A 24270-nucleotide genomic window follows, 5' to 3' on the forward strand; every position below is an offset into this window, starting at 1 on the left:
CTATAATACGGGAGAGGGGGTGAAGCAAGATGGCAGATACATTGGAGCGTGTGAAGAAAATCATCGTCGATCGTCTGGGTGTAGATGAGTCCAAGATTACTTTGGAAGCTTCTTTCAAAGAAGACCTGGGCGCTGACTCCCTGGATGTAGTAGAACTCGTAATGGAACTCGAAGACGAGTTTGATTTAGAGATTTCTGACGAAGATGCTGAAAAGATCACTTCTGTTGGTGAGGTTGTAAAATACATAGAATCTCAGAAGTAGACAAATCAGTTGGAAGTCCCGTACCTTACGGGACTTCTCCTTCAATTACCGCTTAGTACATACCATCCACTTTTACTTATTTGTTTTACTTGTGAAGTAAGAAGCTTACTGCTGACTTTCATATAGAGGTGATCGTAATGAAACGAAGAGTGGTGATTACTGGCGTTGGTGTGGTTTCCCCAGTGGGAAATGACGCGCAGACCTTCTGGAACAGCTTATTGGAAGGCAAATCAGGCGTTGATCGTCTGACTGCATTTGACGCTACTGATTATCCAACACAGATTGCGGGAGAAGTAAAAGACTTCAATCCCGAACTGTATATGGACAAGAAAGAAATTCGACGTACAGACCGATTCGTTCAGTTTGGTTTGGCAGCTGCCAAAATGGCGATTGAAGATGCGAAACTGGAAATTACGCCAGAAAATGCGGAACGAGTGGGTGTATACATCGGGTCCGGAATTGGCGGGCTGTCAACATGGGAAGAGCAGCATTCCGTACTTTTGGAAAAAGGTCCACGTCGTGTGAGTCCGTTCTTTATTCCGATGCTGATTGCGAATATGGCATCTGGTGCCGTTTCAATTCAGTATGGTGCAAAAGGACCTACCTCCAGCGCGATTACGGCTTGTGCTACGGGTACAAACGCGATCGGTGACGCACTTCGCTTGATTCAGTTCGACCATGCAGATGTAATGATCGCAGGTGGTGCAGAAGCAACCGTTCGTCCAATGGCATTTGCAGGATTTTGCTCCGCGAAGGCGATGTCTACACGTAATGACGAGCCGCAAAAAGCCAGCCGCCCGTTCGATAAAGACCGCGACGGATTTGTTATGGGTGAGGGCGCAGGGGTAGTCATTTTAGAAGAGCTGGAGCATGCGAAAAAGCGTGGCGCAACGATCATTGCAGAAGTGATTGGTTACGGTATGAGCGCAGATGCGCATCATATTACTTCCCCATCTCCAGGTGGTGAAGGTGCAGCACGCTGCATGACAAACGCACTGAAAGACGCTGGAATCCAGCCGGGTGAGGTTGATTACATCAATGCTCACGGAACCTCTACGGATCAAGGTGACATCGCTGAAACACAGGCTATTAAAGCGGTATTCGGCGACCATGCTTATAAGCTGTCTGTCAGCTCGACAAAATCGATGACAGGTCATCTGCTCGGGGCAACTGGTGGTATCGAAGCCATTGCTTCTGCTTATGCACTGCGCGATCAAATTTTACCACCGACAATCAACCTGGATAACCCTGATCCAGAATGCGATCTTGACTATGTTCCTAACCATGCGCGGAAGGCGACCGTTAATGTAGCTGTCTCCAATACGTTTGGATTCGGCGGTCATAATGCAACGGTGGTCCTCAAGCGTTACGAAGCATAAATGAGTCCTACTGCGAAAAAAAGTAGGCAGTCTCCTGGAACGGTGGTGAGGGTGATGAGTTTTGCACAGCTGCAAGAAAAGATTGGAGTACGCTTTCACGATGAGAGCGTTTTGCGGCAAGCATTCACCCATTCTTCCTACGTGAACGAGCAACGAGGCAAACGGATTTCCGACAACGAACGGTTGGAGTTTTTGGGCGATGCTGTATTGGAGCTGACTGTATCCCAGTTTTTGTACAAAACCTTTCCAAAGATGAGTGAAGGGGAAATGACAAAGCTGCGTGCAGCGATCGTCTGTGAACCGTCTCTAGTCAAGTTTGCCGAACTGCTGAATTTTGGCGATCTCGTTTTGCTGGGAAAAGGGGAAGAGCTGACGGGTGGCCGACAGCGACCAGCCTTGCTAGCGGACGTTTTTGAAGCATTTGTAGGTGCGCTCTATTTAGATCAAGGGGTGGACGCTGTTTTCTCCTTTATGGAAAAGTACGTCTATCCTCGTGTAGATAAGGGAGAGTTTGCCCAGGTAACCGACTTCAAGAGCCAGTTGCAGGAATTTGTTCAACAGGACAATCTGGGAGACATCCAGTATCGAATTGTAGAAGAAAAAGGACCGGCTCATAACCGAGAATTCGTGTCCGAAGTTCTCTTGAATAACCGTTCCCTCGGTGTTGGCTCTGGACGCTCCAAAAAGGAAGCGGAACAGCAGGCTGCTGCACGGGCATTGGTGATTTTAGGGGATAAAGTATAGCAATTCTAGAAGGAGGCTGCATCGTCTGCAAATAGATGATGCAGCTTTCTCTAATCGACCTCTATTCTGTGGCGGCTCGCGAGTGAGCAAGCACGATAGAGGTTTTTTGCTCATCTACCCACTTAGCGCCTTGCCAATATGCCCCTTCCTTAATTCGTAGTTGCCATCTATGAACTTACGGAGATAATGGTTTTCTTACGGTAAACAAAGGGAAATTACTGCGTGACCAAGCCTTGTATGTTACACTTATTTGGATAAGATCAAGTAAGCTCGTAGTGGAGTAGCTCCTGTTCGATGCAGGGGCTTCTTTTCGGGTGACATCCGCTGCGAATAATGTGGATGTGTTCTGAAGGAGGACCGTCAGTATGTATTTAAAACGCCTGGAACTGGCAGGATTTAAATCCTTTGCCGACCGGACGGAGCTGGAGTTTGTACCAGGAGTGACAGCGGTTGTTGGTCCGAATGGAAGCGGAAAAAGCAACGTATCCGATTCTATCCGCTGGGTACTGGGTGAACAAAGTGCCAAATCGCTCCGTGGGGCGAAAATGGAAGATATCATTTTTGCAGGGAGCGATACTCGCAAGCCGGTGAACTTTGCCGAGGTTACGCTCACATTGGACAATACGGATCGATCTCTCGACATGGAATATACGGAGGTATCCGTGACACGCCGAGTGTATCGGTCTGGGGATAGTGAGTACTACATAAACAATCGGTCATGCCGTCTGAAAGATATTATGGAGCTGTTTATGGATACGGGCTTGGGAAAAGAAGCGTATTCCATCATCGGCCAAGGAAAAATCGAAGAGATCCTCAGTACCAAATCAGAGGATCGTCGTGGCATTTTTGAAGAAGCAGCTGGCATTGTGAAATACAAGACGCGGAAGCGCGAGGCGGAAAAGAAGCTGGATGACACGGAGCAGAATTTGGTTCGTATTCACGATATTGTAAGTGAAATTACGGAGCAAATTGGACCGCTACAAGAACAAGCGGAAACGGCTCGAACCTATAAGGAGCTGCATCGCAAGCTGGTAGAGCATGAGGTTGCTCTCTATGTTCAACAAATCGAAGCAGCGCATATGAAATGGGAGGAAGCATCCAAGCGTGTGGTAGAGCTACAAGAATTGCTGCTTGAGCAATCGACAGAGGCATCCAAGCAAGAAGCTGATCTTGAGCAGGCACGGTTTCATGTGACGCAAATCGATCAGTCGATTGAAGAACTCCAGCACGTTCTACTCACCGTTAGTGAGGAGACCGAAAAGGTAGAAGGCCAGCGCGAAGTGTTGCGTGAGCGGATGCGGAATCTCACTGCCAATCGTCAGCAGACGATGGAGCAAATGCATCGGATAACCGAAAAACAGCATACGCTAGAGACAGATCTTGCAGACGAACAAGAACGTGCACAAGAAGCAAATCGACGGATGACAGAGGCACATAAATCTTTGCAGGCAGCCGAAGGTCAATTCTTCTCCATGGTGCAATCGCTGACTGATGATGTAGAGCGTTTGAAGAGCGATTACTTCGAAAAACTCAATGAGATGGCCAATCAGCGTAACGAAATACGCCATCAGCAGCAGCTTGTACAGACGAGCCAGGCACGCCTTACGCGTCAGCAATCAGGAAAAGAACAGCTCGATTTGGAAGAATCACAGCGTCAAGCTAAGCTTGTCAGCTTGCAAGAGCAGCTGGAGAGTATCGATCAAAAGATTCAGGAGACCGTTACTCGTTATAAAGAGCTGATGGAGGGTTTGCGCGACGGACAAGTTCGTTTGGAGTCAGAACGTCGAGACCTGCGTCAGTGGGAGCAAAAAAGGGAAGCAGCCAAATCTCGCTTAGACTTGCTCAAAGAGATGCAGTCTGAGTTTGCCGGTTTTCAACAAGGCGTAAAAGAGATTCTCAAGGCGCGAGAGCGTGGATTTAAAGGCATTCACGGGGCCGTAGCCGAGCTGGTAGTGGTGCCACAGCAATATGAGACAGCCCTGGAGGTAGCGCTTGGTGGCGCTCTGCAAAACGTTGTCGTGGAAAACGAAGCAGCAGGACGCGCGGCGATTGCCCACCTGAAGCAGCATAATGCCGGACGCGCTACATTTTTACCGCTAGATGTCATCAGGCCTCGCAGCTTGGCAGCGGATGATAAAAGGCAGTTGGCAAAAGAGACCGGCGTGATTGGAATTGCCAGCGAGCTCGTGTCGTATGAAGAATCCTACCGTCCGATTCTGGAAGCCCTGCTTGGAAATGTGATCGTCACGGAAACGCTTGAACAAGCGAATAAAGTTGCTCGAACACTTGGCTATCGCTATCGCGTGGTTACGCTCGAAGGGGATATTGTAAACGCTGGTGGGTCGATGACAGGGGGAGCGCTAAAGAAAAATAGCACCAACCTGTTGGGCAGAAACCGCCAGGCAGAAGAGCTGGAAGCGCAAATGGGCGATATCGACCAGGCAATTTCTGGGCATACTACCCGTATTGAGCAGCTGAAAAAGGAAATACACCAGCTTGAGCACGAGCAGGAAGCGCTACGTACAGAAGGCGAGAATCTGCGCCTCAAAGAACAGGAAGTCAAAGGCCTGTTGCAGCAAACAGAATCAGAAGGGCGCTCCCTGGGAGAACGTGCAAGGCTGGTTGAGCAGGATATTGAGGGCTATCGCCGGGAAATGGATGAGGCGATTCGCAAGCAAGAAAAGCTGCAGGAGTCCCTTGCTACTATGGAAGCAGAAGAAAAGGAGCTGGCTTCTCTCGTTGCCGTGGCAGAAGCCAAGCGTCAGGAACAGCTTGAATCCAAGGAAGAGATGAATGAAAAAATTACAAGCCTCAAGGTACTGAATGCTCAAGTGAAGCAGGAGTACCAGTCTCGCCTGGAGCAAGCAGAGCGCTTGGTTGAGCAAAAAAGCTTGCTACAGCGGGAATGGGAAGAACAAAATGAGAATTTGGCATCCTATGACGAGCTGGAACGTACGAATGAATCGTCGGGCACTGAGCTGGATCACCGCATTACCGAATTGCGCCAGGATAAGGATCGTGTGGCTGGACTGATCGCAGAGCGTCGCAATGAAAGAGCGACTCTCTTTTACAAGCAGGAGCAGCTTGAGCAGCAAGTAAAAGAAATTCGTCGAGAGGCCAAAAATCTGGAAGAGAAGCTTCATCAGGAGGAAGTGAAGGTAAACCGTAGTGAGGTTGAGCTGGACCACCTGTTGAACAAACTCTCGGAAGAATACGAAATGAGCTACGATCTCGCCAAGCAAAAGTATCCGCCACGTGGAGAAATCACGGATGAGATCCAAATCGTTAATCGTCTTAAAAAGCAAATCAGTGCACTCGGAACCGTGAATCTGGGGGCGATTGAGGAGTTCGAACGCCTGTCTGAGCGTCAGCAGTTCCTCAGCTCGCAGGAAGCAGACCTGAACGAAGCGAAAGAGATGCTGTATCAAGTGATTCAAGAGATGGATCAGGAGATGTCTCGTCGCTTCAAAGAGACATTTGATGCGATTTCCTTGCAATTCCGCGATGTATTTGTGCAGTTGTTCGGTGGGGGACGTGCGGATTTGGTTCTCTCCAATCCGGATAATTTGCTTGAAACAGGGATTGATATCGTGGCACAGCCTCCAGGGAAAAAGCTGCAAAATCTGGCGCTGCTCTCAGGCGGCGAGAGGGCACTTACCGCTATGGCTTTGCTGTTTGCCATTTTGCGTGTCAAACCTGTTCCTTTCTGCGTACTGGACGAGGTGGAAGCCGCTTTGGACGAGGCCAATGTCAATCGATTTGCTGAGTACATGCACCATTTCAGCAATCAGACACAGTTTATTTGTGTAACCCATCGCAAAGGAACGATGGAGAGTGCCGATGTACTATACGGGATTACGATGCAAGAAGGCGGTGTCTCCAAGCTGGTGTCCGTAAAGCTGGAGGATAGTGACAAGTTTATTGAATCAGCATCCTAACGAGCTCTCCAAACCATGAGATGACAATACCCGCAAAGGAAGATGGATATGAGCTTTTTCAAGCGCCTTCGTGACGCCATTGTACAAAAATCGGAGGAAGTCACACAGAAGTTTACGGACGGATTGTCCAAAACAAGAGACCTTTTGGTTGAAAAAGTAGAGGACCTGGTTCGTCGCTATAAAAAAATTGATGATGATTTCTTCGATGAATTGGAAGAAATTCTGATTACTTCTGACGTCGGAGTCAATACCGTCATGGAATTGATTGACGATTTGCGAACAGAGGTACGCAAGCAAAAAATCGAGAATGCCATTGATTTGCAGCCGATTCTCTCTGAGAAGCTGGTTGCCCTGTTGAAAAATGATGAGGTAGCAGATACCGCGCTGAATGTACAGGATGGTCGTGTAAACGTCATTTTGTTCGTTGGGGTGAATGGAGTAGGCAAGACCACCACGATCGGAAAAATGGCGCATATGTTCAAGCAGCAAGGAAAAAAAGTGCTCTTGGCAGCAGGCGATACATTCCGTGCGGCTGCGATCGAGCAGCTCGAGGTTTGGGGCGGACGTGTAGGCGTCGAGGTCATCAAGCAGCAGCAAGGCTCCGATCCGGCAGCTGTCATTTACGATGCGATTCAGGCAGCCAAGTCCAGACAGGTAGATGTGTTGCTGTGTGATACGGCAGGCCGCCTGCAAAACAAGGTAAATCTCATGGAAGAGCTGGCAAAGGTTCATCGTGTACTACAGCGTGAACTTCCGGGCGCACCACATGAAGTGTTGCTCGTGCTTGATGCTACGACCGGACAGAACGCGCTGTCTCAGGCGAAAACGTTTGGACAATCAGCCGGCGTCAGTGGTCTTGTTTTGACCAAGCTGGATGGTACCGCAAAGGGCGGAATCGTTATCGCGATTCGCAATGAGCTGAATATCCCTGTAAAATATGTAGGACTGGGCGAGGGAATGGATGATTTGCAGCAGTTTGATCCAGAGCAATTTGTGCATGCATTGTTTGCTGGATTGATCCAAAAAGAAGAGGCAGAAGCCCAGGAAAACGCATAAAATCTAGTAGAAATTACGAAACAAAAATGATGTCAATAAAAAACCTTGACACTAGGTGTGGAATTAGGTACTATAATCTACGTGCTGTAAAGAAAAAGTCTTTACAGTTTGAAACGAGTACCTCATAGCAAAGGATTGGTTCCATGTTAGAAAAGACCAATCAAGTCAATCTCTTGTTTGACTTTTATGCGCCTCTACTCAAGGGCAAGCAACGCGAATATCTGGAGCTATACTATCTCGATGATTTATCATTAGGTGAAATAGCTGAGATGCACGAGGTCAGCCGTCAAGCTGTTTACGATCACATTAAGAGGGCTGAGAAGCAGCTGTTTGAATATGATCAAAAGCTTCATCTTGCAGAACGTCATGAAAAGCGGATGAATGTGCTGAATCGAATGAGCGAGCTTGTAAGTGAGCTTGCGGATAGCGAGACAAGAGACGAGCTGAATACTTTGCTCCACCAACTGTCAGAGATGGATTAGGAGGGCTCGTATGGCGTTTGAGAGCTTGGCCAATCGGCTGCAAAACGCGTTTGACAAACTGCGCGGCAGAGGAAAGATAGACGAGACCATCGTGAATGAAGCGATGCGTGAGGTTCGTCTGGCTCTGCTCGAAGCAGACGTTAACTTTAAAGTAGTAAAAGACTTCGTAGCTCGTGTCAAAGAGCGCGCAGTTGGTCAGGAAGTTATGAAAAGCCTGACGCCGGGTCAAATGGTAATCAAGATCGTGAACGAAGAGCTAGTCGCTCTCATGGGCGGCAGCGCAGTCGGACTCACGATGGCGAACCGACCTCCGACTGTCATTATGATGGCAGGTTTACAAGGGGCAGGTAAAACAACCACGACCGGTAAGCTAGCCAAGTATTTGCAAAAGCAAAACCGCAAGCCGTTATTAGTGGCGGGGGATATCTATCGTCCTGCTGCGATCAAGCAGCTGCAGGTTTTGGGGGACCAGTTAGGTGTTCCCGTATTCTCCCTTGGAGATCAAGTCAGTCCTGTTGACATCGCACGCCAAGCGATTGAACATGCGAAAACAAACCATCTTGATGTCGTTTTGATCGATACTGCAGGTCGACTGCACATTGATGAAGCGCTGATGGACGAGTTGAAGCAGATTCGCGAAGTGACGAAGCCAGATGAGATTTTACTGGTTGTCGATGCGATGACAGGTCAAGACGCCGTCAATGTAGCAGAGAGCTTTAACAGTCAGCTCGAGTTGACTGGGGTTGTTCTCACCAAGCTCGACGGTGATACAAGGGGCGGTGCCGCGCTCTCAGTAAAAGCTGTCACAGGAAAGCCGATCAAATTCGCGGCAATGGGTGAAAAGCTTGATGCGCTGGAACCGTTTCATCCGGATCGCATGGCCTCCCGTATTCTTGGTATGGGTGACGTGCTCAGCCTGATTGAGAAAGCACAGGCATCCGTCGATGAAGAAAAGGCACGTGACATGGAACGCCAAATGCGTCAAGGGGAGTTTACCTTCGACATGTTCCTGGATTCCATGCAGCAACTTCGTAATTTGGGTCCCTTTGAAGACATTCTCGGCATGCTGCCTGGAATGAACAAGATGAAGGGCAAAATGAACGTGGATGAGAAGCAAATAGCTCGTGTCGAAGCGATTGCCAAATCCATGACCAAGGCGGAGCGCGCCAATCCTGATCTATTAAACGCAAATCGTCGCAAGCGTATTGCAAACGGTAGCGGAACGAGCATCCAGGAAGTGAATCGTTTCCTCAAGCAATTCGAGGAAATGAAGAAGATGATGAAGCAATTCTCAGGCGCTGCGGACAAGATGGTCAAGAAGTCAAAGAAAAAAGGCTTCGCTGGACTCCCTTTCATGGGTAAGGGTGGCGGCGGCAACAACCAGGGCGGTATGAACTTTCCCTTTAACTTCAAACCACCGTTCAAGTAAACATGCATGATCTCTTCGCGCTGCTGACTTGTCAGCTGACGCGATGGTTCAGATATAGTAGCACCAACGCGAGTGTAACTTGCGTTGATCCATACAGGAGGTGACACAACATGGCAGTTAAAATCCGTCTGAAGCGTATGGGTTCTAAGAAAGCTCCTTTCTACCGTGTAGTAGTAGCTGACTCTCGTTCCCCTCGCGATGGCCGTTTCATTGAAGAAATCGGTTACTACAATCCGGTTGCTCAACCGGCAGTGGTGAAAATTGATACTGACAAAGCGGTACAATGGATCCTGAATGGTGCAGCTCCGACTGATACCGTTCGTAACCTTCTCTCCAAAGAAGGCGTACTCGCAAAAGTACACGAAACCAAATACGGCAAATAAGTCGGTCATCTGGAGGTTTGATGATGAAAGCGCTGGTCGAAACGATCGCAAAAGCTCTCGTCGATCATCCGAATGAGGTTCGTGTTAACGCAGTGGATAAAGAGCGCATTCTCGTCTTTGAATTGTCGGTTCACCCTGATGATATGGGGAAGATTATCGGCAAGCAAGGACGGATTGCCAAAGCACTGCGCACGGTCGTGATGGCTGCTTCCGTAGAAACGGACAAGCGTGTCACGGTTGAGATTGTTTGAGAAAAGGCTGGGAGCTTTCCCAGTCTTTTTTCTACTATCAGAATGTATAAACATTCTAAGGAAGATAGTATAAGCGCAACTAAGGCCCTGCCTGCGCCAAAAGGCTTGGCAAAGCCAAGTTTTCTAATTCTATAAAGGAGGACATGCTTTTTTGCCTGTTTTGGATAGCTCTTGCGTCGAAGGGAGTGCTTTGACAATGGTCACTATTTTTCGTGCGGTACAGGTAAAAATCATCATCACCGAAGCGTCACGTGCCGTTCTCGTCGAGCAGTACAGGACTCAGCTCAACAAGCGTAACGAGGAATGGCAGCAGTGGCAGTTTCAGGCCAAAAAAATACTCGCGGATGCGAAGAAAAAGTCCGCAGATACATATGCCCTGGCGCAAGAAAAAATTGAGCGGGAAGAACGCTTGCGCAAGGAAAAAATGGACCAGCTTACATGGCAGCTCGAACAGGCAGCCAATCTACCAGTAGGCAGCGAGCTGGACTATCAAACTGTACAAAGCCCGGTGAGCGTACAAGTCGGGGAAGTTTGGGATGAAATCATGGCAGGAACGGAAATCATGATAAAAGATGGCCTGATACATGAGATTCGTCAAAAAACATAGCTTTCGGGCTGGTAAGAAAAAGGAGGTAGGATTTTAGTGGAACAAAAAAATTATTACGGCGTAGGCAGGCTGGTAAACACGCATGGACTGCGGGGCGAAGTTCGGGTGACACCAACGACGGATTTCCCTGATCAACGCTTTCGCAAAGGGAATGAGCTGCTCTTGTTTCATCCGATGCTAGCAGAGCCACTAAAGCTGAAAATCGCAACACGCCGCTCGCACAAGGGCTTTGAGATTTTGAGCTTTCATGGATACAACAATATTAACGACATCGAAAAATACAAGGGCGGCGAGCTGAAAATTCCGGAAGAAGCGCTGATGGACCTCGAAGACGATGAGTTTTACATTCACCAGCTGGTGGGATGTCTGGTTGTGACGGATGAGGGCGAAGAGCTGGGCAAAATCGTGGATGTCATGCAGCCAGGTGCGAACGATGTATGGGTCGTCAAAGGGAAGCGTGGAGAGATTTTGCTGCCTTTCATTGATGACTGTATTAAAGAAGTGGATATTGAAAACAAGCGTATCGTCTGCCATCTGATGGAAGGCTTGTTGTAGGGAGGATAGTGTCGGATGCGGATTGATATTCTCACGCTATTCCCTGAGATGTTTACAGGCGTCTTATCCAGCAGTATTTTGGGAAAAGCGAGTGAAAAGGAGATTGTAGAATTTCACATCAGCAATTTCCGGGATTTCTCTGAGAGCAAGCATGGAACCGTAGATGATACGCCATACGGTGGCGGAGGAGGAATGGTTCTTAAGCCGGATCCATTGTTTCGTGCGGTTGAATCCATGTCGACAGACAAAAAGCCTCGTGTCATTCTCATGTGTCCACAGGGCGTGCCCTATCATCAAAAGCTGGCGGAGGAGCTGGCACAAGAAGAACATCTGGTCTTTATTTGCGGACACTACGAGGGCTACGATGAGCGAATTCGCGAGCATTTGGTCACCGATGAAATTTCGATTGGGGATTATGTACTGACGGGCGGAGAGCTGGCCGCTATGGTGGTCATCGACAGCGTAGTCCGCTTGCAACCGGGAGCACTTGGAAATCAGATATCCGCTGTGGAGGATTCCTTCTCGACCGGTTTGCTTGAGTACCCGCACTACACGAGGCCAGCTGAATTTCGTGGCTGGAAGGTACCCGATATTTTGCTTTCGGGACATCATGCCAACATTGAAAAATGGCGCTTGAAAGAATCGCTCCGACGTACGAGCATGCGCAGACCGGATCTTTTGGAAAAGCTGGAGCTAACGGCGGAGATGAAGAAGCTGCTGGCAGAATTAGAAGAGGAGAAAAAACTGGAGGACAAATCATAATACCTCCTTGTAGTTTTTCGCCCACTGTGTTAATATACTTCTTGTGGCAATTTTGCCCGCTGACTAAGGCGGTCCGCTACTCGTATCTCAGTGATATTCACTGAGCCTATTGGATAGACGAGTAAGAACGTCTGATCGGAAGGAGGGAATTCAAATGAACCAAGTAATCCGTGAATTGGAAAAAGAGCAATTGAAACAGGACATTCCTGCGTTCCGACCTGGTGACACTGTACGTGTACACGTAAAAGTTATCGAGGGTCAGCGTGAGCGTATTCAGCTGTTCGAAGGCGTTGTTATTCGCCGTCGCGGTACAGGTGTTAGCGAAACATTTACTGCTCGTAAGATTTCTTACGGAGTAGGTGTTGAGCGTACATTCCCAGTACACACGCCTAAGATCGACAAGATCGAAATCGTGCGTCATGGTAAAGTACGTCGTGCGAAACTGTACTATCTGCGCGATCGCGTAGGTAAAGCTGCTCGCATCAAAGAAATTCGTCGATAAGCGTTTCATAACGCATGAGAAAGGGGACTGGTCTGCTAGCCAGGCCTCTTTTTTCCATTTTTTTCTGGTTTCATATTCATGATGAATTCTCTGCCTGGGCTGTTAGGATTAGCCGGGTTTGCTACGTAAGATGGACGAGCTTTCATTAGGAGGATCGGAAACATGAGCGAAGAAGTAACCTCCAGCCGCGCCAATAAGAAAGAGCTTTGGGAATGGGGAAAGGCGCTCGGAATAGCGATTGTACTAGCGTTTCTCATCCGAACCTTCCTGTTCGCCCCTTTCATCGTCGAGGGCGAATCTATGGAAACGACTCTACATAACAGTGAAAAATTAGTCGTAAATAAAGCGATTTATTATTTGCAAGATCCGAAGCCGGGAGATATCATCGTTTTCCACGCGGAACAAACACGCGATTACATCAAAAGAGTAATCGGTGTTGCTGGCGATACAGTCGAAGTGAGGAACGATGAGCTTTTCATAAACGGAAAAATGGTAGAAGAGCCATATCTTGCGCAACATAAAGAACAAGCGAAAGCACAGGGGGAACCCTTTTTCACCAATGATTTTCCTCCCGTACAAATTCCAGCCGGACATATCTTTGTCATGGGGGACAACAGACTCAATAGTCATGACAGCCGTGCCATTGGTCCGGTGGCGGTCAGTACTGTAGTGGGAAGGGCAGAGTTTACTTTTTGGCCCATTGGTGGTATTCGCATAACGAAATAATAGGCATAGCATTGCTTCAAGGTAGGTGAGACATCATGGCGATCCAATGGTTTCCTGGCCATATGGCAAAGGCACGCCGACAAGTAACGGAAAAGCTGAAACTGATTGACGTGGTCATCGAGCTTTTGGATGCACGTCTTCCATTGTCCAGCCGAAATCCGATGATTGACGAGATTGTCAGTGATAAACCCCGATTAATTTTATTAAACAAAGCAGATTTGGCTGATGACAAAGCGACAGAGGAATGGATCGCGTATTTCCGCAAGCAAGGAATACGCACATTGCCGATTGATGCGCTAAGTGGTAAGGGCGTAGGCAAGCTTCCAGAGCTGTGTCGCGAGCAGGCAGCTGAAATGCTGGCAAAACGCAGTGACAAAGGTATGCAAGGTCGTGCAATCCGCATCATGATTCTGGGGATTCCAAACGTAGGGAAGTCCTCACTGATTAATCGACTGTCCAAACGCAGTGTAGCACAGACAGGTGACCGACCTGCGGTGACCAAAGCCCAGCAATGGGTGAAGATGGGCGACACACTCGAGCTTCTGGACACACCGGGAATCCTTTGGCCCAAATTTGAGGACCAAATGGTAGGACTCCGACTTGCTGCGAGTGGAGCGATCAAGGACGAGCTGCTCGATTTCACTGAGGTTGCCTTATTTGTGATTACGTATATGATGCATTACTATCCAGAACGCTTGGTGGATCGCTTCAAGCTCAAATCATTGCCAGAGGATCGTGTCGAGATGCTCGAGGAGATTGGCAAGAAGCGCGGATGCCTCGTATCAGGCGGAAATATCGATTACGATAAGGCAGCGGAAATATTCCTGAGAGAGCTGCGCTCTGGAAAGTTAGGTACGGTTTCGCTGGAGCGACCGATCGATTGGGAGATGGAAGAGCCAATCGGAAAACCTGTTTCCTTTCCTGAATGAGACGAATCAGTATAAAACCTGTCTATCGACAATCCGGTAGGCGGGTTTTTTCATACATACGATAAGGAGAAAGATGTCAATGAATGTGGCTGACATGTCGATAAAAGAAATACGGCTCGCAATCGAAAAAATGGACGAAGTACCCAAAGATTTTCTACAATTGTTAAAAGAGGATCAACGAGCTGGCGTACAAGCATTAGCTCGACAGCAGGAGGCTGCTATTGCGCGTCAGGAAAAGCTGGCTGCTATGTGGACGGAAATGACTTCCTATGAGCGAGCTCTACGTGAAAAAGGTCATGTTCATCTGTTTGGAATCGATGAAGTAGGTAGAGGACCGCTGGCTGGGCCGGTTGTTGCTTGCGCTGTTTGCCTTCCTGAGGATTTTTATCTGCCTGGCTTGAATGATTCCAAAAAAATACCTGTCGCGACGAGAGAGGCATTTTATGAGGTAATCGTAAGGGATGCCTTGGCAATCGGCGTCGGAATTGTTGATGCAGCTCGAATAGACGAAATTAATATTTTGCAAGCAACAAAAGAGGCAATGAAAAACGCAATTGATAATGCCGCGATACTTCCGGATGCTTGTCTGATTGATGCCGTGCAGCTTTCTGATCTCCCCTGTGAGCAAGTTCCAATCATTGGCGGTGATGCAAAAAGTGTTTCAATCGCAGCAGCGTCTATCGTGGCAAAGGTCACACGCGACCGCATGATGGCGGCATATGCCAATGAGTACCCTGCGTATGGCTTCGAGAAGAATGCAGGCTATGGTACGGCAGAGCATTTGTCAGCCATCGCCCGATTTGGCCCTACGCCTATCCATCGCATGACGTTTACAGGTGTAAAAGAACAAGCATAATGTGTCGTAAAGGAGGAGGCTTCCCATGTTTTCCCCCTCGCAATTCATACAATCAGTCATGCAGCGTTCCCCCGTACAAGCGCCAAAGCCTGTGGAGCTTACACCAGGTCAAGTGTTTAAAGGCACAGTGATTAAACAGTATCCGGACAATATGGCACTTGTACAAATTGGCGGCATGCAGGTTCAGGCGAAAATGGAGGCGAATTTGGAGCCTGGACAAAAAGCATGGCTGCAGGTACAACCATCGTCTGATGTGGTTACGTTAAAGGTTTTGGAAACCCCGTCCGAAGGTTCAGGTAAAGAAGCGACGATGGAGGGCTTGATGCGCTCTCTGGGATTGCCGGAGACAAAGGAAAGCAGGGTCATCGTTTCTGCTCTTCTGAATGCCAATTTGCCAGTAAACAAAGAAACGGTACAAGCATTTGCAGCGGTAGCACAACGGCTGGGAGTGGACGACGCGACGATAGAGGCATTCATGCTGGCAGCGAAACGAAATCTCCCTCTCACACCCGATACAGTGGCGGGACTCAAGGCTTTTATGTCCGCAAAGCCACTCGATCAAGCAATCCAAAATTTTCAACAGCAAGCCGCGTTATTTCTAGCGAAAGACAGTCCAGCTTCCCAGCAAGCGGGGAGTAGTCCGAGAAATGAAACGGCAGGCGCGACAACTCTTGACCTGCGGCAGGTGGTTAGTCAGGTAAAGGAAAAGCTGGCTGGTCTGCCTGTTCTTGTTGCAGGGGAGAGCGGGGCGAAGGAAGCAGATCAAGCTCAGACGACAAGCAGGCCAAATGTCTCCACTGTGCCAGGTCAAAATCCAGGAACACAGGGAACGGCAAGTACCCAAACGGCCGCAAGTAACCAAGCCTCTGGAGGCATTTTGCAAGGAAATCAGACGGCAGCAAGTGCCAAGCCGCTAGCCACTGGCGATCAGGTTGTCCAAGTGAAATCAGATGGCGCATTGCAGCAAAGCGCAAATGTCCAAAATGCTGCCAATCAGACTGGGAATGCAGCTGGCAATGTCGTCCCAGGGAAAGTGCTTGGTCAAGCTGAGCTTGGGAGGGTCTCAACAGCGTCAGAGCTGGCAACGCCACCATCGGGTGTTACCAGCACACAATCCGGTCAAGACCTACCGCGAGCAGTAGGTGTAGCAAATTCAGAAGCGATGAAACAAGCTATCCCGGCCGATTCTGTAAAAGCGAATGCGCCTGTGCAGGTGAATGTGAATGGTCAGCCGACTACAACAGGAGCAAGCGCTCCTTCCAATCCGATTGCCGATCTGTTTCGCCAGCTTGGGCTGGGACATGAACGAAGCATCATGGGGCAGGCAATATCTGGCGGTTCAGTTGACGCAGGTGTTCATAAACAGATGGAATCCGTTAAATCTTTATTACTGCAAATTACTCAGGCACCACCGCAAAGTGTTCCGCATGCACTGAGAGAAGCAGCAGACCAGATACTGCAGCAAATTACCGGACAGCAGCTTATGATGCTTCAACCGTCAAACCAGACTTTATCGCAAATGGTCTTGCAAATTCCCATACGTACGGACCAAGGCGATGATACGGCATTTGTCCAAATCGAATCGAAGAAAAAAGATGGCGGCCAGGTAGACGCGGAGAATTGCCGTTTGTTTTTCCACTTGGAGCTGCAATCGATGGGAACAACTATGATTGATGTAAGCATCGTAAACCGCATTGTCAATCTGCAGATTTTTAACGACGCTCCTTGGGTAGAACCTCTTATTTCGGGGATGAAGGACAATTTTGCTGGACAACTCCATGAGGTAGGCTATCATCTTTCTGCCATGCGTGTCCAACCTGTCCCTGATGAACGCAGCCGAATCGCCAGTCAATCTGGAGCGAAACGCGCAACCCTCACCGACTATAAAGGAGTGGACCTGCGCGTATGAGTCACTCACCCACTCCTGAGGGGAAGCGAATGCAGGCTGTTGCCCTCAAATATCAGGCTGGTACAATGGATGCCCCCAAAGTAGTTGCAAAAGGAAAAGGCTATGTCGCTGAAAATATGCTCAAGACAGCGAAAGAGCATGCGATTCCCATCCAAGAAGATCCTTCGCTCGTGGAGGTGCTCGGGAAGCTCGATTTGGACCAGCAGATTCCGCCTGAGCTATACCAGGTCGTTGCCGAGATTCTTGCTTTTGTCTACCGTTTGGACAAAGGAGGCAGCAAAGGATGACCGATCAACGGCGCGTTCTCGGACAAGCAGGTGAGCAAATGGCGGGGGAATTCCTGGAGCAAAAAGGGTACCAAATCATCCGTCGCAACGTTCGTACGCGGCGTGGTGAAATTGATTTGATTGCGATGGATGACTCGACACTTGTATTTGTAGAGGTCAGGACTCGAACAAGCCATTCGTTTGGAACCGCCTTGGAGTCGGTGACATGGCGAAAAAGGCAAAAGCTGCGCGAGCTTGCCACCGAGTATCTACAGTCTGTGGAAGGATTTGTGCCTTCCTTTCGCTTCGATGTCGTTGCCGTAGAATACCACAATCGGGGAAAAAACGAGGAAACGATTCGCATCCAGCATATCGAGCATGCCTTTTAACCCGCATGATTTCTACATGAAGAAGCATCATCAATAAAAAAGGGCGCAGGAGTATCCGTTTATTGGGGATACGTCTACAGCAACCGCCTTGCAAGCGGCGTATGATGTACTGTACTCGACGCGATGAAACTCCTCCAAGCATCAACATTTGCCTTCCAGCATTGTGGCTGGGAGGTTTTTTTTTGTAAAGGAAACTAAATAGTAATCAAACATTTGCCGATAAATAAAACAAATGTTTTTCAAAAAAACTTGGATTTCCATGTGACATTTTTCCATTTCGTTCGTCAAAGTAAATATAGGAATCCATTTGGAGGTAAATATGAAGAAAAACACGTTAATGAAAAACGTCACTTTGGCGGTTGCAACTATCTTCACTGTACAGTTTTCTGCGACAGGCTTTGCGTCCGCACAAACTGTGAATCCCATCACGGTTGGAGCTTCTAGCATGGTTGTAAAAGCTTTTGCTGAAGGACTTCAAACAGAGTATTCAGAGATTAAGCTTTCGTCTGGTGATTCGGAAACCATTAAACTTACGTACAATGGTCGTACACTTGACAATTCACGAGCTGATTGGGATACCACTGATTCTTCGATTGCATCTGTAAAGAACGGTGTTATCACTGCAAAAGACTCTGGAACGGCTTACATCATCGCCTCCTATGACGATGACTATGTCTATATTATCGTCAATGTCTCAAAAGAGGGAAGCCTCAAGGCAGATACCGACAGCATCTCCATGAAAAAAGGCGATGACAAAACGATTACGCTCAAGTATAACAACAAAACGATTTCTGGCTACGATGCAACATGGACGACTTCCAATACAGCTGTGGCAACCGTTAGAAATGGTGTCATTACAGCCAACTCTTCAGGAACAGCAACCATTACCGCAAAATACAATGGTCAATCTGTCAAGATTACAGTGAAAGTGAATGCCAGTTCTTCAGAGGATTTGAAGGCAAGTGATACAAAACTCTCGATGAGCTCCGGTGATAAAGAAACCATCACCTTAACGTATGACGGAGATAAAATCGCGGGGTCAAAAGCAACCTGGAAAACGTTCAATACGGCAGTGGCTACTGTAAACGATGGAGTCATTACTGCCAATAATAAAGGAACAACGAAGATCAGAGCCGAGTACAAAGGCTCCAAGGTAGATATTGAAGTAACCGTTGATGACAAGGATACCAAGAGCAAGCTTAAAGCAGATGAGACGAAAGTCAATTTGAAAAAAGGGAAGAAAGAAACGATTCGGTTAATGTATAATGGCGACGGCATCTCTGGATCAAAAGCGACATGGAAAACGTCGAATTCATCTGTTGCAACAGTAGATGACGGAGTAATTACAGCGAAAGGCAAAGGAACAGCAACCATCACCGCATCGTATAAATCTGAATCCGTAAAAATTGAGGTAAAAGTCGATACAGCTGATTCCTCTGACGGACTTGAAGCAGATGAGACCAAAATAAGCTTGAAAAAAGGAAAAAAAGAAACGATCCGTCTAACCTATGATGGCGACAGCATCTCCGGATCAAAAGCGACTTGGAAAACGTCGAATTCATCTATTGCAACAGTAGATGACGGAGTAATTACAGCAAAAGGCAAAGGAACAGCAACCATCACTGCATCGTATAAATCTGAATCTGTAAAAATTGAGGTAAAAGTCGATACAGGTGATTCCTCTGACGGACTCGAAGCAGATGAGACCAAACTCAACTTGAAAAAAGGAAAAAAAGAAACGATCCGTTTAACCTATGATGGCGATAAAATCTCAGGATCAAAAGCAACATGGAAAACTTCGAAATCATCTGTTGCAACAGTAGATGACGGAGTGGTTACAGCGAAAGCCAAAGGGACAGCAACCATCACTGCTACGTATAAATCTGAGTCTGTAAAAATCGAGGTAATCGTTGATGGAGCGGGCTCCTCTGACATGCTCGAGGCATCGAAGAGCAAATTGAACTTGAGCAAGGGCGATAAAGAAACGATCAAATTGAAATATGATGGCAGCTCTCTTACTGGTAGCAAAGCTTCCTGGAGTACATCGAAATCTTCGGTTGCATCTGTAAATGATGACGGAGTAGTTACAGCAAAAGCGAAAGGAACAGCGACTATCACAGCCAAGTACAAAGGCGAAGAGGTTGAAATTGAGGTCAATGTAGATGGCAAAGGTTCTAGCTCTGATTCTTTGGAAGCTGACGTGACCAGCTTGACGCTCAGTAAAGGAGACAAAGAAACAATCGAGCTCCTCTACAACAACAAATCACTCCCTGGTTCCAAGGCTGAATGGAGCTCTTCCAAAACCTCTGTAGCTACTGTAAACGAAAATGGTCGTGTAACTGCAAAAGCGAGAGGTACTGCGACGATCACTGCTGAGTACAAGGGTGAAAAAGTAAAAATCAAAGTAGAGGTAGAATAACACCATATTCAAGCGCGAGAAGCCCATGGGATCACATCCAGCTGATTCTGTGGGCTTCTTTTTCATGTAACTGCCCAGAGAGTTATGAGATGGTCAAATGGAGTGCATCACGATAAAGTAGGGAGAAGAAACGAGAAACCTACTCGGAAGAAGGGCAGCTTATGATTTTTTACCTCATCTCGATTTTGGTGGTAATAGCGGATCAGCTTGCAAAGTACTTGATCCGACTCTACCTTCCTGTTGGAGAGACCTTGCATGTATGGGGCTTTCTCCTCACCCATTATGAAAATGCAGGCATGGCTTTTAGTTTGTTCCAGGGATATGCTCGCTTGTTTGCAGTAGCTGCTGTGTTATTTGTAATGGGCGTTTTCTACTATCGGAAGAAAGCAGGAGAGAAGCGGTTCTTGATGGAGGCCGGTCTTGGCTTTTTAGTAGGAGGGGCAGTTGGTAATGCAATTGATCGGATTCTTTTTGGACGAGTAACGGATTTTTTAGTGTCTTCATCTGGCAATGGTATTTTGAACCTCGCAGATCATGCGATAAATATAGGGATCGTGCTCCTGTTTTTAGACGCTGGTGTTGGGTACGTAAGACGTTTTAAGAGAAAATAAAGGACAGCCCTCATTCACTGATGGTTGTCCTTCTAGTCTTTTCGCAATTATCGGTGCTTTGCCAAATATGCCTGATGATGATTCCCAGCATGATAATATACATGGCAAGCGAGCTCGTGCAGAGTGGACATGTAGGTAGGCAATAAGGATGAAAGCACGAATGCTTCCCCATATTTATCCGTGTCGTCATTTACGTGTGGACTGTCACTCATGAGAATCATAGTGTAGTTGCATCTATCAGGTACTGACTGATCCCATTCCTGAAGCTTGTACGAAAGATAGGGCCACGATATATTTACTTGAATGTGATCTTGATCGTAGGTCCATGACCATCTGTTTTCATTTTCCGCGTCATATTCAAAAGGGGATAGTGCCAAGCAGCGTTCTAGTTTTTGAGATAGTTCAATAAGATCAAGATCACTGTAAAAAGAGATTTTTTCAAAGATGCGCATGAAGATCCCTCACTCTTTTTGGTAAATAAGTAGCTCGTCGTCATGAATGGACCAGTTGCGAAGTGAAGCTCTCCAGTCATTTACTTGAGAGGGGAGATACTTCTCTAAATCCTCTACTACCTGTTCCCAGTTCTCTACGTTATCATTAATCTCGATAGTCTCTCCATACGTCAAATCAAATGCCAGATAACCAAGAACGGAGTTGATACAATCTATCTGATAGTAAGAGACAACGTAAATATCTTCCCATTCGATCAGAATCTCAGCTTCATTGTCGTGCCGTATCACCAAATGATCCTTTCCTACAGAAAAAAGCATGCTACCACATCCTGCGATAATTTCGATTCCTTTCCTTATTCTACCTATTCGATCTGAGTTTTTGAAGAAATATTGTAAATGGGAGGTCTTGTCCTTGCACGTTTTCTCTGAGCAAACAATAAATATTTTAGCAAAAGCGGGATGGTACGAAGGAAGAGAGATCGATATTAGCGATACCGTTACATTTTTAGAATCAAAAGGCTATCAGGTATTTCCATGTGTAATCGAGGCACTTGCAGAATACGGGGGACTTGAGTGCTTGTATAAACGTCCAGACGGAAGTGATGAGTCGTTTCATTTTCGCACGATGGAGGTATACGGGGATTACTACGACAAAGAAGATTTTGAGGATATTGAGAGAAGAGTGCAGGAACCTTTAATTGCGATTGGTGAAGCGTACCGGTATATGAATATGTTTATGTCCGAGTCCGGGAAAGTGTATGGCGAGATGGGGTATTGTCTCGTCAAATTCGGGGATACCCTCTACGAAGCGATAGAGACGCTGTGTCTTTTCAAACGAACAGAGGAAGTGGAGTGAAGCTTGCGATGTGGACTGCTAACAGACAGATGTGACAAGGGGTACCGTCAGACATTATCTTTATGAATTTGGTGGTGATAGAATTGAAAATTAGTTTTGAGGCAACAGTATGCTACATTTCATTTACCATAGGTTTATATTCCATTGATCAGATCAAAGCATGGGCAGACACCATAATCGATCGTTTAGAGGCACCTGATATACCAGAAATCATTTATGATCTATCGATAGCAAAAAAAGAAACAGATATTCTTCGATTGTTACGTGAGCTCATTACATATCAGGAAACAGACATAGCCTTAAAAACGGTAGTTGGAATTCTCAATCAAAGTTATAGAATCAAACAAATTACACTGTATGAAGTATGTGAATATTTTTACAGGCTATCGCATTACGTTGATTCGGATCATGAGTGGAAAAGTTATCTATATGAAATTGCAGCGAACCTTGAGAGTGCAGTGGATGGTTATGGCGAGGTTGATCGTTCAAAGATAGAACTAGATCATTTTTTAAATAAACATCTTGAGTATGTTTACCTTTTCAATCTGAATCTAAGTCCTAATGAACCCAAAATGACAGAGTTTGTACCTAGGAAGGAATCAATTGTAATAGATGTTTCCAGGGTATTTGCTCCATTGGATCTACATTTGGTCCTGAAGCGACAGCTTGATCTTCCAGATATGTATGGAATGAATTGGAATGCGTTTTGGGATGCAATAACAGGTATGGTCAAGTTGCCAAGAAAAATAACAATATCCGGATGGAGCGTGTTGGATGAACGCTTTCCTGAAGAAGCAAAGACATTAAGAAAAATCCTCACTGACTATTCTGTTCGTTATGGCAGCGAAAATTTTCTTGTGAAGTATGAATAGAAATAATGTAATGATTCCCCAACAAAACTTGCCCACCACCACTATCTTTTCCTACCCTTAGTTAAAAGGGGGAAGAGATATGTACGCATCCAGTCACTCCGGCACCGTCTTTGGTATCGACGGCATGGTCGTTACCGTAGAAACAGATATCGCCAACGGCTTGCCCCAGTTCGATTTAGTTGGTCTTGGCGGTTCTGCAGTCAAAGAAGCCAGAGATCGTGTTCGTGCCGCCTTGCGAAACGCTGGCTTTGATTACCCCATGCAGCGAATTACCGTAAACCTGGCTCCTGCCGACCAGCGTAAGGAAGGCTCAGGCTTCGACCTCGCAATTGCTTTTGGCATTCTCCTCGCATCGAAACAAATACCCATAAAAACAGAACGAGTTCTCATTCTAGGTGAACTGGCACTGGATGGCTCATTGCGACCAGTTACAGGCGTGCTGCCGATTCTGCTGGAAGCAAAAGCAGCAGGCTTCACCCATGTGATTCTTCCTACCCAAAACGCTGCCGAAGCGAGTCTCGTCGATGTAATCGTGTTACCAGCTGCTTCCATGAGAGAAGCCGTGCACTATTGGACTAATGGGCTCATACCTCAAGAAAAGGAAGAAGCCAGCCGGGCGAATCTACTTCCTTCCTACCAACAAAATAGCACCGCAGATTTTGCGGATGTATACGGACAGCATTTTGTAAAGCGGGGTTTAGAAATTGCTGCTGCTGGTTTCCATAACGTGCTCTTAGTCGGTCCACCTGGCTCAGGGAAAACGTTGCTGGCTACCTGCTTGCCTGGGATCATGCCGCAGATGACGATAGATGAATCCTATGAAGTGACGAAAATCTACAGTATTGCGGGTCACCTCACACGAGCGGGTGGACTCATCGAGCAAAGGCCATTTCGTTCTCCACACCACACGATTACAGCAACAGCACTGATCGGGGGAGGTCCCCAAATTCCACGGCCAGGGGAGTGCAGCTTGTCCCACGGTGGCATTCTCTTTTTAGACGAAATGCCCGAGTTTTCACGTCATGTGCTGGAAGTATTGCGTCAACCGATTGAGGCGGGGGTTGTTACGATTGGGCGAGCCAAGCAGGTGTTTACCTTTCCCTCCCGTTTTCTCCTCATTGGATCATGCAATCCCTGCCCTTGCGGATTTTTGGGTACCCGTGACCAGCAAGTCTGCTCCTGCACACCGCAGCAAATCCACAAATACCGCTCCAAGCTCTCAGGCCCACTACTCGATCGGATCGATCTGCATCTCGAAGTACCGAGAGTTCCCGTAAATCTGCTTCACAAGCGAACAGCTGAAGAATCCTCCGAAATGATTCGGAGACGGGTAGAACAAGCCAGGAGTATTCAATGGGAGCGGTATCGTTACCGCGCAAGCTGTCCTTTCAACAGTGTGATGAATGGTGAGGAGCTTCGGCGATTTGCCCGTCTGGATAGGGAAGGGCAGGAAATGCTGCAGCTTGCGTTTGAGACGTTGGGACTAAGTGCCCGTGCGTACGACCGCATTGTGAAGGTAGCGAGGACGATCGCCGATTTGGAGGGGGCAGAAGCGATTGCCACTGAGCATGTCGCAGAGGCTATTCGCTATCGTGCGTTGGACAGAGCACTCACTTTTTAGCACCTGCTCGCTT

The 24270-nt window shown here is 47.4% G+C and carries 26 protein-coding genes; 24 read left to right on the top strand and 2 right to left on the bottom strand.

Annotated features, from left to right (window positions below):
• Window positions 1-29 precede the first annotated feature (29 nt).
• The 21 genes from acpP (at window position 30) to lspA (ending at window position 20456) form a co-directional block, all read left to right on the top strand.
• Window positions 30-263 (top strand): acyl carrier protein, encoded by a 234-nt coding sequence (gene acpP / locus ADS79_RS12560; protein ID WP_049738730.1) that lies wholly within the window; start codon window positions 30-32, stop codon window positions 261-263.
• 137 nt (window positions 264-400) lie between these two features.
• The gene (fabF, locus tag ADS79_RS12565; RefSeq protein WP_049738731.1) at window positions 401-1642 is read left to right on the top strand and encodes a beta-ketoacyl-ACP synthase II; all 1242 of its coding nucleotides are present in this window, start codon (window positions 401-403) and stop codon (window positions 1640-1642) included.
• Between the two features lie 54 nt (window positions 1643-1696).
• Entirely contained in the window at window positions 1697-2386 is a 690-nt protein-coding gene (rnc, locus tag ADS79_RS12570) for a ribonuclease III (protein ID WP_236699963.1), read from the top strand.
• 365 nt (window positions 2387-2751) lie between these two features.
• Window positions 2752-6324, top strand: a complete 3573-nt coding sequence (gene smc / locus ADS79_RS12575) for a chromosome segregation protein SMC (protein ID WP_049738733.1) — start codon at window positions 2752-2754, stop codon at window positions 6322-6324.
• A gap of 48 nt (window positions 6325-6372) precedes the next feature.
• Window positions 6373-7380: a signal recognition particle-docking protein FtsY gene (ftsY, locus tag ADS79_RS12580; RefSeq protein ID WP_049738734.1), complete on the top strand. Its 1008-nt coding sequence runs from the start codon at window positions 6373-6375 to the stop codon at window positions 7378-7380.
• Between the two features lie 143 nt (window positions 7381-7523).
• Complete coding sequence (locus tag ADS79_RS12585) at window positions 7524-7862, top strand: putative DNA-binding protein (protein ID WP_049738735.1); 339 nt, start codon at window positions 7524-7526, stop codon at window positions 7860-7862.
• Window positions 7863-7872: 10 nt separating this feature from the next.
• On the top strand, window positions 7873-9291 hold the full coding sequence (gene ffh, locus ADS79_RS12590) for a signal recognition particle protein (protein WP_049738736.1): 1419 nt from the start codon (window positions 7873-7875) through the stop codon (window positions 9289-9291).
• Window positions 9292-9401: 110 nt separating this feature from the next.
• Window positions 9402-9674 carry a 30S ribosomal protein S16 gene (gene rpsP / locus ADS79_RS12595; RefSeq protein WP_047067992.1) on the top strand — a complete coding sequence of 91 codons (273 nt, stop codon included), beginning with the start codon at window positions 9402-9404 and terminating at the stop codon, window positions 9672-9674.
• Window positions 9675-9697: 23 nt separating this feature from the next.
• Complete coding sequence (locus tag ADS79_RS12600) at window positions 9698-9925, top strand: KH domain-containing protein (RefSeq protein ID WP_049738737.1); 228 nt, start codon at window positions 9698-9700, stop codon at window positions 9923-9925.
• Window positions 9926-10121: 196 nt separating this feature from the next.
• Complete coding sequence (locus ADS79_RS12605; protein WP_049739081.1) at window positions 10122-10532, top strand: YlqD family protein; 411 nt, start codon at window positions 10122-10124, stop codon at window positions 10530-10532.
• 36 nt (window positions 10533-10568) lie between these two features.
• Complete coding sequence (rimM, locus tag ADS79_RS12610) at window positions 10569-11087, top strand: ribosome maturation factor RimM (RefSeq protein ID WP_049738738.1); 519 nt, start codon at window positions 10569-10571, stop codon at window positions 11085-11087.
• A gap of 15 nt (window positions 11088-11102) precedes the next feature.
• Complete coding sequence (gene trmD, locus ADS79_RS12615; RefSeq protein WP_049738739.1) at window positions 11103-11849, top strand: tRNA (guanosine(37)-N1)-methyltransferase TrmD; 747 nt, start codon at window positions 11103-11105, stop codon at window positions 11847-11849.
• 154 nt (window positions 11850-12003) lie between these two features.
• Window positions 12004-12351 (top strand): 50S ribosomal protein L19, encoded by a 348-nt coding sequence (gene rplS, locus ADS79_RS12620; protein WP_049738740.1) that lies wholly within the window; start codon window positions 12004-12006, stop codon window positions 12349-12351.
• A gap of 162 nt (window positions 12352-12513) precedes the next feature.
• On the top strand, window positions 12514-13077 hold the full coding sequence (gene lepB / locus ADS79_RS12625; RefSeq protein ID WP_049738741.1) for a signal peptidase I: 564 nt from the start codon (window positions 12514-12516) through the stop codon (window positions 13075-13077).
• Window positions 13078-13112: 35 nt separating this feature from the next.
• The gene (gene ylqF, locus ADS79_RS12630; protein WP_049738742.1) at window positions 13113-14006 is read left to right on the top strand and encodes a ribosome biogenesis GTPase YlqF; all 894 of its coding nucleotides are present in this window, start codon (window positions 13113-13115) and stop codon (window positions 14004-14006) included.
• 79 nt (window positions 14007-14085) lie between these two features.
• Window positions 14086-14862, top strand: a complete 777-nt coding sequence (locus tag ADS79_RS12635) for a ribonuclease HII (RefSeq protein WP_049738743.1) — start codon at window positions 14086-14088, stop codon at window positions 14860-14862.
• Window positions 14863-14887: 25 nt separating this feature from the next.
• Window positions 14888-16771 carry a hypothetical protein gene (locus ADS79_RS12640; RefSeq protein ID WP_049738744.1) on the top strand — a complete coding sequence of 628 codons (1884 nt, stop codon included), beginning with the start codon at window positions 14888-14890 and terminating at the stop codon, window positions 16769-16771.
• Entirely contained in the window at window positions 16768-17058 is a 291-nt protein-coding gene (locus tag ADS79_RS12645; protein WP_049738745.1) for an EscU/YscU/HrcU family type III secretion system export apparatus switch protein, read from the top strand. The genes ADS79_RS12640 and ADS79_RS12645 overlap by 4 nt, the downstream gene beginning before the upstream one ends.
• Window positions 17055-17426, top strand: coding sequence for a YraN family protein (locus ADS79_RS12650; RefSeq protein WP_049738746.1), 372 nt, complete (start codon window positions 17055-17057; stop codon window positions 17424-17426). Before ADS79_RS12645 ends, ADS79_RS12650 begins: the two co-directional genes overlap by 4 nt.
• 319 nt (window positions 17427-17745) lie before the next feature.
• On the top strand, window positions 17746-19845 hold the full coding sequence (locus ADS79_RS12655) for an Ig-like domain-containing protein (RefSeq protein WP_141261010.1): 2100 nt from the start codon (window positions 17746-17748) through the stop codon (window positions 19843-19845).
• A 161-nt stretch (window positions 19846-20006) separates the two neighbouring features.
• Entirely contained in the window at window positions 20007-20456 is a 450-nt protein-coding gene (gene lspA / locus ADS79_RS12660; protein WP_049738747.1) for a signal peptidase II, read from the top strand.
• 47 nt (window positions 20457-20503) lie between these two features.
• On the opposite strand, the gene ADS79_RS12665 is transcribed toward lspA, so the two are convergent.
• Complete coding sequence (locus tag ADS79_RS12665) at window positions 20504-20908, bottom strand: hypothetical protein (RefSeq protein ID WP_049738748.1); 405 nt, start codon at window positions 20906-20908, stop codon at window positions 20504-20506.
• A 9-nt stretch (window positions 20909-20917) separates the two neighbouring features.
• A complete protein-coding gene (locus ADS79_RS12670; protein ID WP_049738749.1) occupies window positions 20918-21226 on the bottom strand; it encodes a hypothetical protein in 309 nt (102 codons plus the stop codon).
• 94 nt (window positions 21227-21320) lie between these two features.
• Between ADS79_RS12670 and ADS79_RS12675 the strand changes: the two genes are divergently transcribed.
• The 3 genes from ADS79_RS12675 (at window position 21321) to ADS79_RS12685 (ending at window position 24257) form a co-directional block, all read left to right on the top strand.
• Entirely contained in the window at window positions 21321-21764 is a 444-nt protein-coding gene (locus tag ADS79_RS12675; protein WP_049738750.1) for an SUKH-3 domain-containing protein, read from the top strand.
• An 83-nt stretch (window positions 21765-21847) separates the two neighbouring features.
• Window positions 21848-22636 (top strand): barstar family protein, encoded by a 789-nt coding sequence (locus ADS79_RS36095; RefSeq protein WP_236699964.1) that lies wholly within the window; start codon window positions 21848-21850, stop codon window positions 22634-22636.
• 79 nt (window positions 22637-22715) lie between these two features.
• Window positions 22716-24257 (top strand): YifB family Mg chelatase-like AAA ATPase, encoded by a 1542-nt coding sequence (locus tag ADS79_RS12685; protein ID WP_049738751.1) that lies wholly within the window; start codon window positions 22716-22718, stop codon window positions 24255-24257.
• Window positions 24258-24270: the final 13 nt, after the last annotated feature.

This window comes from Brevibacillus reuszeri (genome assembly GCF_001187725.1).
GTDB classification, from domain to species: domain Bacteria; phylum Bacillota; class Bacilli; order Brevibacillales; family Brevibacillaceae; genus Brevibacillus; species Brevibacillus reuszeri.

Excerpts from the sequence above, each read along its gene's own strand:
- acpP (WP_049738730.1), top strand. The coding sequence starts at position 30 with ATGGCAGATACATTGGAGCGTGTGAAGAAAATCATCGTCGATCGTCTG.
- fabF (WP_049738731.1), top strand. The coding sequence starts at position 401 with ATGAAACGAAGAGTGGTGATTACTGGCGTTGGTGTGGTTTCCCCAGTG.
- rnc (WP_236699963.1), top strand. The coding sequence starts at position 1,697 with ATGAGTTTTGCACAGCTGCAAGAAAAGATTGGAGTACGCTTTCACGAT.
- smc (WP_049738733.1), top strand. The coding sequence starts at position 2,752 with ATGTATTTAAAACGCCTGGAACTGGCAGGATTTAAATCCTTTGCCGAC.
- ftsY (WP_049738734.1), top strand. The coding sequence starts at position 6,373 with ATGAGCTTTTTCAAGCGCCTTCGTGACGCCATTGTACAAAAATCGGAG.
- ADS79_RS12585 (WP_049738735.1), top strand. The coding sequence starts at position 7,524 with ATGTTAGAAAAGACCAATCAAGTCAATCTCTTGTTTGACTTTTATGCG.
- ffh (WP_049738736.1), top strand. The coding sequence starts at position 7,873 with ATGGCGTTTGAGAGCTTGGCCAATCGGCTGCAAAACGCGTTTGACAAA.
- rpsP (WP_047067992.1), top strand. The coding sequence starts at position 9,402 with ATGGCAGTTAAAATCCGTCTGAAGCGTATGGGTTCTAAGAAAGCTCCT.
- ADS79_RS12600 (WP_049738737.1), top strand. The coding sequence starts at position 9,698 with ATGAAAGCGCTGGTCGAAACGATCGCAAAAGCTCTCGTCGATCATCCG.
- ADS79_RS12605 (WP_049739081.1), top strand. The coding sequence starts at position 10,122 with ATGGTCACTATTTTTCGTGCGGTACAGGTAAAAATCATCATCACCGAA.
- trmD (WP_049738739.1), top strand. The coding sequence starts at position 11,103 with ATGCGGATTGATATTCTCACGCTATTCCCTGAGATGTTTACAGGCGTC.
- rplS (WP_049738740.1), top strand. The coding sequence starts at position 12,004 with ATGAACCAAGTAATCCGTGAATTGGAAAAAGAGCAATTGAAACAGGAC.
- lepB (WP_049738741.1), top strand. The coding sequence starts at position 12,514 with ATGAGCGAAGAAGTAACCTCCAGCCGCGCCAATAAGAAAGAGCTTTGG.
- ylqF (WP_049738742.1), top strand. The coding sequence starts at position 13,113 with ATGGCGATCCAATGGTTTCCTGGCCATATGGCAAAGGCACGCCGACAA.
- ADS79_RS12635 (WP_049738743.1), top strand. The coding sequence starts at position 14,086 with ATGAATGTGGCTGACATGTCGATAAAAGAAATACGGCTCGCAATCGAA.
- ADS79_RS12640 (WP_049738744.1), top strand. The coding sequence starts at position 14,888 with ATGTTTTCCCCCTCGCAATTCATACAATCAGTCATGCAGCGTTCCCCC.
- ADS79_RS12645 (WP_049738745.1), top strand. The coding sequence starts at position 16,768 with ATGAGTCACTCACCCACTCCTGAGGGGAAGCGAATGCAGGCTGTTGCC.
- ADS79_RS12650 (WP_049738746.1), top strand. The coding sequence starts at position 17,055 with ATGACCGATCAACGGCGCGTTCTCGGACAAGCAGGTGAGCAAATGGCG.
- ADS79_RS12655 (WP_141261010.1), top strand. The coding sequence starts at position 17,746 with ATGAAGAAAAACACGTTAATGAAAAACGTCACTTTGGCGGTTGCAACT.
- lspA (WP_049738747.1), top strand. The coding sequence starts at position 20,007 with ATGATTTTTTACCTCATCTCGATTTTGGTGGTAATAGCGGATCAGCTT.
- ADS79_RS12665 (WP_049738748.1), bottom strand. The coding sequence starts at position 20,908 with ATGCGCATCTTTGAAAAAATCTCTTTTTACAGTGATCTTGATCTTATT.
- ADS79_RS12670 (WP_049738749.1), bottom strand. The coding sequence starts at position 21,226 with ATGCTTTTTTCTGTAGGAAAGGATCATTTGGTGATACGGCACGACAAT.
- ADS79_RS12685 (WP_049738751.1), top strand. The coding sequence starts at position 22,716 with ATGTACGCATCCAGTCACTCCGGCACCGTCTTTGGTATCGACGGCATG.